This is a genomic window from Streptomyces sp. NPDC000229 (assembly GCF_040300825.1).
Classification (GTDB): Bacteria; Actinomycetota; Actinomycetes; order Streptomycetales; family Streptomycetaceae; genus Streptomyces.
Genome location: NZ_JBEPEL010000145.1, coordinates 1 through 6,950, shown reverse-complemented (window position 1 = coordinate 6,950; position 6,950 = coordinate 1). Strand labels below are relative to the sequence as shown.

The 6,950-nt window shown below is 72.4% G+C and carries 8 protein-coding genes; 4 read left to right on the top strand and 4 right to left on the bottom strand.

Translation table 11 applies throughout. The features are described from left to right. The coding region (locus ABT360_RS34820; RefSeq protein WP_351825687.1) for an acyltransferase family protein at nt 1-1,173 on the bottom strand (1,173 nt) is incomplete at its 3' end. 69 nt (nt 1,174-1,242) lie between these two features. Between ABT360_RS34820 and ABT360_RS34815 the strand changes: the two genes are divergently transcribed. Next, nucleotides 1,243-1,995: a transglutaminase domain-containing protein gene (locus ABT360_RS34815; protein ID WP_351825685.1), complete on the top strand. Its 753-nt coding sequence runs from the start codon at nt 1,243-1,245 to the stop codon at nt 1,993-1,995. On the opposite strand, the gene ABT360_RS34810 is transcribed toward ABT360_RS34815, so the two are convergent. Together ABT360_RS34810 and ABT360_RS34805 are read right to left on the bottom strand one after the other, a co-directional pair. Next, nucleotides 1,973-2,353 (bottom strand): nuclear transport factor 2 family protein, encoded by a 381-nt coding sequence (locus ABT360_RS34810; RefSeq protein ID WP_351825683.1) that lies wholly within the window; start codon nt 2,351-2,353, stop codon nt 1,973-1,975. The two genes, ABT360_RS34815 and ABT360_RS34810, sit on opposite strands and share 23 nt — an antisense overlap. A 2-nt stretch (nt 2,354-2,355) precedes the next feature. Then, complete coding sequence (locus tag ABT360_RS34805; RefSeq protein WP_351825681.1) at nt 2,356-3,702, bottom strand: hypothetical protein; 1,347 nt, start codon at nt 3,700-3,702, stop codon at nt 2,356-2,358. A gap of 80 nt (nt 3,703-3,782) precedes the next feature. On the opposite strand from ABT360_RS34805, the gene ABT360_RS34800 reads away from it, so the two are divergent. Genes ABT360_RS34800 through ABT360_RS34790 form a run of 3 tightly spaced genes read left to right on the top strand, consistent with a single transcriptional unit; the run spans nt 3,783 to nt 6,201 of the window. Continuing rightward, a complete protein-coding gene (locus ABT360_RS34800; RefSeq protein ID WP_351825679.1) occupies nt 3,783-4,589 on the top strand; it encodes an alpha/beta fold hydrolase in 807 nt (268 codons plus the stop codon). After that, nucleotides 4,586-5,872 carry a PP2C family protein-serine/threonine phosphatase gene (locus tag ABT360_RS34795; protein ID WP_351825677.1) on the top strand — a complete coding sequence of 429 codons (1,287 nt, stop codon included), beginning with the start codon at nt 4,586-4,588 and terminating at the stop codon, nt 5,870-5,872. Before ABT360_RS34800 ends, ABT360_RS34795 begins: the two co-directional genes overlap by 4 nt. Next, nucleotides 5,866-6,201 carry an STAS domain-containing protein gene (locus ABT360_RS34790; RefSeq protein ID WP_351825675.1) on the top strand — a complete coding sequence of 112 codons (336 nt, stop codon included), beginning with the start codon at nt 5,866-5,868 and terminating at the stop codon, nt 6,199-6,201. Before ABT360_RS34795 ends, ABT360_RS34790 begins: the two co-directional genes overlap by 7 nt. Nucleotides 6,202-6,236: 35 nt before the next feature. Here the strand turns inward: ABT360_RS34790 and ABT360_RS34785 are convergent. Continuing rightward, the coding region (locus ABT360_RS34785; protein WP_351825673.1) for an alpha-isopropylmalate synthase regulatory domain-containing protein at nt 6,237-6,950 on the bottom strand (714 nt) is incomplete at its 5' end.

Below are 6,950 nucleotides of genomic sequence, written 5' to 3'. Positions count from 1 at the left end.
TCGCCAGTTGGGAGGCGCTGAGCTCGGCCGAGAAGCCGCGCAGTACGTGCGTGTACTCGTGGAGCGGGGTGACGCCGAGCAGCTGGGTGATCCCGCGCCCGGCCCCACCGCCCGCAGCCACCGCTCCAGCGGGTGCTCGACCCAGTGGTACGCGGCCGCCGACAGAGCCAGGCTCACGGCGAGCACCAGCGCCCAGTTCGTCGCCGTGTCACCGGCGCGGCCCGCAACGACACGGATGACGATCTCGTGGAGCAGGTACCAGGCGTACGACCAGTGGCCCAGCCGTACCGCCCACGTGCCGCCGAGGCCGGTCGCGCGGCCGGCCAGGTCGGCGCGTGCGGCGGCCGCCACCAGCAGGGCGAACAGCGGCGTGGCGAGCAACTGAGAGGCCTGGTACGGGCTGTACCAGAGGGCGTCCGGCACGGCGGCCGACCACGGCACGAGCATGAGGTGCCAGCCGATCACCAGCCCCACCGCCGGCCACAGCCCGATCCGCGGGCGCCATCCGCGCGCCACCGCCAGGCCGGTGACCACCCCCAGCAGGAACTGGAGCGTCCGGCTCAGAGGCAGGTAGTCCAGCGCCCAGGCGCGCGTGCCGCCGTCTGCGATCAGTGAGCCGCCCAGCCAGAGCAGCACCACGCCCGCGCACACCCCGCCGGCGATCCACCGTCGGCCGCGCGCCGAGCGTACGGCCGGGAGGGCCATCAGCAGCGGGAAGATCAGGTAGAACCACGCCTCGTCACTGAGCGACCAGGCCGCCGGGTTGCCGCCGCGCAGGATGACGGGGTCGGGTGTCCAGGCGTTCACGAGGAGCAGTGAGGCGGCGACGGCCTTCGCCGACACGTCCTTGCCGAGGGCGGCCCAGGCGCCGACCGACAGGGCGGTGGTGGCGGCGAGGAGCGGCCAGATGCGGGCGAAGCGCCGCCAGAGGAAGACGGTGGCGGGTACGCGCTTGCCGTCGTACGTCCAGGCCAGGACGAACCCGGACAGGACGAAGAAGAACGTCACCCCGCTGCGGCCGTACCAGACGGCCTGGCTCACCCCGGGAATCTCCCCGGCCTGCCGGGACAGGTGGTACAGCACCACCAGCAGGGCCGCCCAGAAGCGGAGTCCGGTGAGGGAGGGGAGACGGTCCCGGCCGGTCAGGTCGGTCCGGGGAGTGGTGGAGCGCATCCGGCGATTATGCGGGGCAGGGCCGTCGCCGGCGTCGGCACCCCTCGAGGGGTGCCGTAGCATCCGGCCATGACGAGCACCGTGCTGACCCCGTGGTGGCGACCCCGGCGCCCCGTGTCCGGCAAGGGGGCCGAGGGGTCCGTGGGCGCGACCCGCATCCTCGACTGGCGTCACGCCGGGGTACAGCGGCTGCTGGCGGACGCGCGGGCCGCCGCCCCCGACGGCGGGGACCGCACGTTGCTGCTCGCCGCGCACCGCCTCATCAGCGAGCGCGTCCGGCCGGTCTACGCGATGAACGACGCCCAGCCGGCCTCGCGCACTCTGGCCCGTGGTCGTGGTTCGTGCAGTCAGCGGCTGGCGGTTCTCGAGGCCGTGGGCCGCGCGGCGGGTGTCGTCACCCGCGTACGCGGCCTGCTGGTCGACGGCTCGTTCTGGTACCCGCGCTTCCCGCGCGTGCGCCGCCTGGTGCCGGACACGGTCGTCCTCGCCTGGCCCGAGTTCCGCATCGGCGGTGAGTGGGTGAACGTCTCGGAGCTGTACGCCCCGCTCGACGTCCTGGGTGCCCGCGCCCCGGAGGGCTTCACCAACTCCGGCTCGCAGACGTTGTTCGAGGCCCTGTCCTCCACCGCCGTGGACTGGGACGGCTCGGCATCGGTGTGCGGCACGGACGGCTGTGCGGCGTACGACCTGTCGGCGATGGTGCGCCGGGACCTCGGCCGGTTCTCGTCCCGTGACGAGCTGTTCGCCGCGCACGGCCAGACGCTGTGCCCGCCCGCGCGGGTGATCGGCGGAGCGCTGCTCAGTCGGGTGACGCCGGCGTGATGTGACTGAGCACGCACCGCCAACGGCCGTCTTTCCGCATGAACACGTCGGTCGTCCACTCGTCGGCGTCGAACCGCTCGCCCCCGTAGTGGGCCGTGTTGGTGATCCGGCCGGTGAAGAGCGCCATGTCGCCGTGGATGCGGACGCGGGGCTCGCCGACCAGTTCCATCGCCGAGTGGGTGAGTTCCCCCGACGCGACGAGGGACAGGAAGTGCTCGCGGGTGGCGACGCCCGACTGGGACACGATCACCCAGTCGTCGGTCATGTGGGCGCCGATGCGTTCGGCGTCGTTCGCGACGATGGCGGCCGCCCATTCGGCGACGACGTCCGCCAGTTCGTCGCCCGGATCGCCGGGCATTCTCAGAACCCGCCGCCGAAGTCACCGCCGCCGAACCCTCCGCCTCCGCCGAAGTCGCCGCCTCCGAAGCCTCCGCCTCCGCCTCCGAAGTCCGAGGCGTTGAAGTCGCCGCCGGAGTAGTCGCCGCCCTCGTAACCGGCGCCGCCGTACTCCGACGCGTATGCCGGGGTGGAGAGCATCGAGCCGAGCATGGTGCCCATCAGCAGGCCGGGCAGGAGGCCGCCGCCGTAGTACCCGCCGGCCCACGGGCCGTACGCCGGTCCCGCCTCCCAGTAGGGGCGGCGGCCGTACGGGGTGTCCACGGTCCGGGTCATCGGGTCCTCGCCCTCCGCCAGCCGTGCGGCGTCCGCCGCGCAGACCGGCACCTGGCGCACCGCGCCGCCGGCCGGGGCCCATTCCACCTCGGTGGCGCCCGGGCCGTGGCGCGGGTCGAAGAAGCAAGGTGCCCGCCGCTCGGGAAGCGGGCGGCCCTCGCGGCGGGCGGACAGGACGGCCAGGGCGTATCGGCCGTCCTCGATGGCCTCGGTCACGCCCCGCACATCGTGGGGGTGCCTGGCCTGGCCCATCAGGGACTTGGCTTTGTCGTAGGAGTCGAGGGCGCGCTCGTAGTCGGCGCGCATCGCGTCGTCGGCGCCCTTCTCGGCGGGGTGGAAGTCGAGCCGGTCGAGTTCCTCGCCGTACGCGGTGATGTCCTCGTCGACGACGACCCGCAGCTTCTCCAGGGCCTCCTGCTCCTGCTCCTCGCGGCGGCGCCGGTTGCGGCGTACGACCGTGAAGGCGGTCGCGCCGCCCGCCGCGGCCACCGCGCCGAGCATGACCAGCCCGGCGACCGGGGCGCCCTCACCGGGCACTCCGGACCAGGTGCCGGGCGCGTCGCCGCGCACCTGCGGCAGGGCCTGGTCGACGAAGTTGTTCAGCTCGGTCGTGGCGTCCACGCCGGGCTGGCGGACGGACTGGACGACGTTCTGCACGGCCTGGTTCGACATCACGGCGCGGTCGGCGCCCGCGGCGAAGTCGTCGCCGAGACGTACGCCGTACAGGCCGGTGATGCCGGTCTGCGTACGGAGGTTCTGGAGCAGGCCCTGCTGCGGGAACTCCGCCGTGGCGGGCAGGACCGCCACGAAGACCGGCTTGTCGGCTTCTCTGATCTTGTCCGCCAGCGCGTCGGCCTCGCCCTTGGGCAACTGGTCGGCGGCCGCGGGGTGGACGTACACCGGGCCCTGCTTCAGAGCCTCGGCCGCGTCCTGGAGCCCCGTGGCCTTGGCCCCCGCACCGGGGGCCAGGGCCAGGAGCAGCAGCAGTGTCAGCCCCGCCAAGGCCGACAGAAGGGTGAACGGCCTGGTCCTCATACCATCGACGCTACCCCAAAAGGGTGTAAAGGGGACATAACCGTACGGAAGAAGGAACGAGCAAGTGGGAGGATGCTCGGATGGATATCCGCCGGAGGAACAACGTTTCGATCATCGGCCGCCAGGACGGTCCCGTCCTCGTGCTGGCCCACGGGTTCGGCTGCGACCAGAACCTGTGGCGTCTGGTGGCGCCCACGCTGGCCGAGGACTTCCGCGTGGTGCTGTTCGACTACGTGGGCGCGGGACAGTCGGACCTGACGGCCTGGACCGCGGAGCGGTACTCGTCCCTCGACGGGTACGCCGAGGACGTCCTCGACGTCTGCCGTGAGCTCGCCCTGCGCGACGCCGTGTTCGTCGGCCACTCCGTGAGCGCCATGGTCGGGGTGGTGGCCGCGGCCAGGGAGCCCGAGCGGTTCGGCAAGCTCGTGCTGCTGACCCCGTCCCCCTGCTACATCGACGACGAGGGGTACCGGGGAGGGTTCAGCAAGGAGGACATCGACGAACTGCTGGAGTCCCTGGACGCCAACTATCTCGGCTGGTCGGGAGCGATGGCACCCGTGATCATGGGCAACCCCGACCGCCCGGAGCTGGGCGAGGAGCTCACCAACGCCTTCTGCCGTACCGACCCGGCCATCGCCCGCGTCTTCGCCCGCACCACGTTCCTGAGCGACAGCAGGAACGACCTGGCGAAGGTGGCCGTGCCGACGCTGGTCGTGGAGTGCGCCGAGGACGTGATCGCCCCACGCGAGGTGGGCGCCTACGTGCACGCCGCCATCCCCGGCAGCCGCCTGGTCACCCTGGACGCCACGGGACACTGCCCGCAGCTCAGCGCGCCGGAAGCGACCGTGGAGGCGATCGCCGCCTTCGCCGGGGACGCGGAGCGATGAGCCCGGAGGAACCGGACCCGCCTCCGGAAACCCCCGACCACCTCGCTGAGCAGGCCGCCGCGGTCGCCCCGCTGCTGGAGGACTGCGCCGAGGACCTGTACGAGAACGCGCCGTGCGGCTACCTGTCCACCTTGATGAACGGCACCCTCGCCAAGGTCAACGGCACTCTGCTGTCCTGGCTCGGATACCGCCGGGAGGAGCTGGTCGGCCGCAAGCGGTTCGCCGACCTGCTGACGATCGGCGGCAAGCTCTACCACGAGACCCACTTCGCACCGCTGCTGCAGATGCAGGGCGAGGTCCACGGGATCGCCATGGAGCTGAAGGCGGCGGACGGTGCCCGGCTGCCGGTGCTCGTCACCTCCGCCGTCAAGACCGACGCCGCCGGCGAACCCCTGCTGATCCGCACCACCGTGATCGACGCCCGCGACCGCCGCGCCTACGAGCAGGAACTCCTCCGCGCCCGCCGCTCCGCCGAGGAGGCGCACCGGGAGGCCGAGCGCAGCCGCGAGCACCTGCACCAGGTGGTCGCCGTCCTCCAGCGCAGCCTGCTGCCCCCGTCACTCCCCCGCGTGCCCGGCCTGGAGACCGCCGCCCACTACCACACGGCCTCCCCCGACCACCTCGGCGGCGACTTCTACGACCTGTTCTCGCTGGGCGGAGGGCGCTGGGCCTTCTTCCTCGGCGACGTGTGCGGCAAGGGGCCCGAAGCGGCCGCCGCCACGTCGCTGGCCCGCTACACCCTGCGTGCTGCGGCCATGAACGACGCCGATCCCGAGGCCGTGCTCCACACCCTCAACTCGGTGCTGTACGAGCGGTACGCGGGGGACGACCCGCGATACTGCACGGTCGTCTTCGGGCTGCTCGAGGCCGCGGGCCCGGAGGGCGCCGGTTTCGACATCACCCTCGCCGGCGGCGGGCACCCGCCTGCCCTGCTCCTGCGGGACGACGGCACCGCCGGCTACGTCCACACCCCCGGCGGCCTCCTCATCGGGATCCTGCCCCGGCCGCCCATCGCGGTCACCCGCGCCCGGCTGGAGCCGGGGGACACGCTGGTGCTGTACACCGACGGTCTGACCGAGGCCCGCACGCCCACCGGGCGATACGGTGACCAGGAACTCCTCGCGTACGTCTCCGGCCTGGCGCCCTCGGGCGCGGAACCCACCGTCAAGGCGCTCACCGAACTGCTGACGAGTTTCGGCAGCGGCCTCGACGACGACACCGCCGTACTCGCCCTGGGCGCCCCCGCCCCCGCTCACGAGAACACGACACCTTCACCATGCTGAACACCACGACACGGCACACCGCCACGGGCCTCGTGCTGGACGTCCACGGAGACCTGGACTTCCACACGGTGCCCGAGTTCCGCAGGACCCTTCAGGGCCTGACCCTCGTCCCCGGGCAGCGGCTCGTACTGAACCTGGCCGGTCTCCGGTTCTGCGACTCCAGCGGCATCACCGCCTTCCTCGTCGCCCGCAACCTCGCCGCGACGGCCGGGGCGGACGTCAGCCTCGCCGCGGTGCCGGAGACCACGTTCCGCGTGCTGCGTATCGTCGGACTCGACCAGGTCTTCGCCATCGAGCCGGCGGAGCGGGTCGCGGCGGACAACGCCTGAGCCGCCGCACCCCACGCCCGCCACCCCGTCGTCGCCTACTCCGCCGGATCGACACCCGCCCGCAACAGCCCGTAGGTGTACGCGTCCTCCAGCGCCTGCCAGGAGGCGGCGATGACGTTCTCGCCGACGCCGACCGTGGACCACTCGCCCTCGCCGTCGGAGGTGGTGATCAGGACCCGGGTCGTGGACTGCGTGCCGTGCTTGCCCTCCAGGATGCGGACCTTGTAGTCCACCAGCTCCAGCTTGGCGAGCTGCGGGTAGATCCGCTCCAGACCGGCGCGCATGGCGAGGTCCAGGGCGTTGACCGGGCCGTTGCCCTCGGCGGTGGCGACGATCCGCTCGCCCTTGGCCCACATCTTCACGGTGGCCTCGTTGGCGTGGGTGCCGTCGGGGCGGTCCTCGACGATCGCGCGCCAGGACTCGGTGCGGAAGTAGCGGCGGGCACGGCCCTCGACCTCGATGCGCAGCAGCAGCTCGAAGGAGGCGTCGGCGGCCTCGTACGTGTAGCCCTTGAGCTCCCGCTCCTTGACGCGCTCGACGACCCGGGAGACCAGGGCGCGGTCACCGCCCAGGTCGACGCCGAGCTCCTTGCCCTTGAGCTCGATGGAGGCGCGGCCGGCCATGTCGGAGACGAGCATCCGCATGGTGTTGCCGACGCGCTCGGGGTCGATGTGCTGGTACAGGTCGGGGTCGACCTTGATGGCGGAGGCGTGCAGGCCCGCCTTGTGGGCGAAGGCGGAGACACCGAC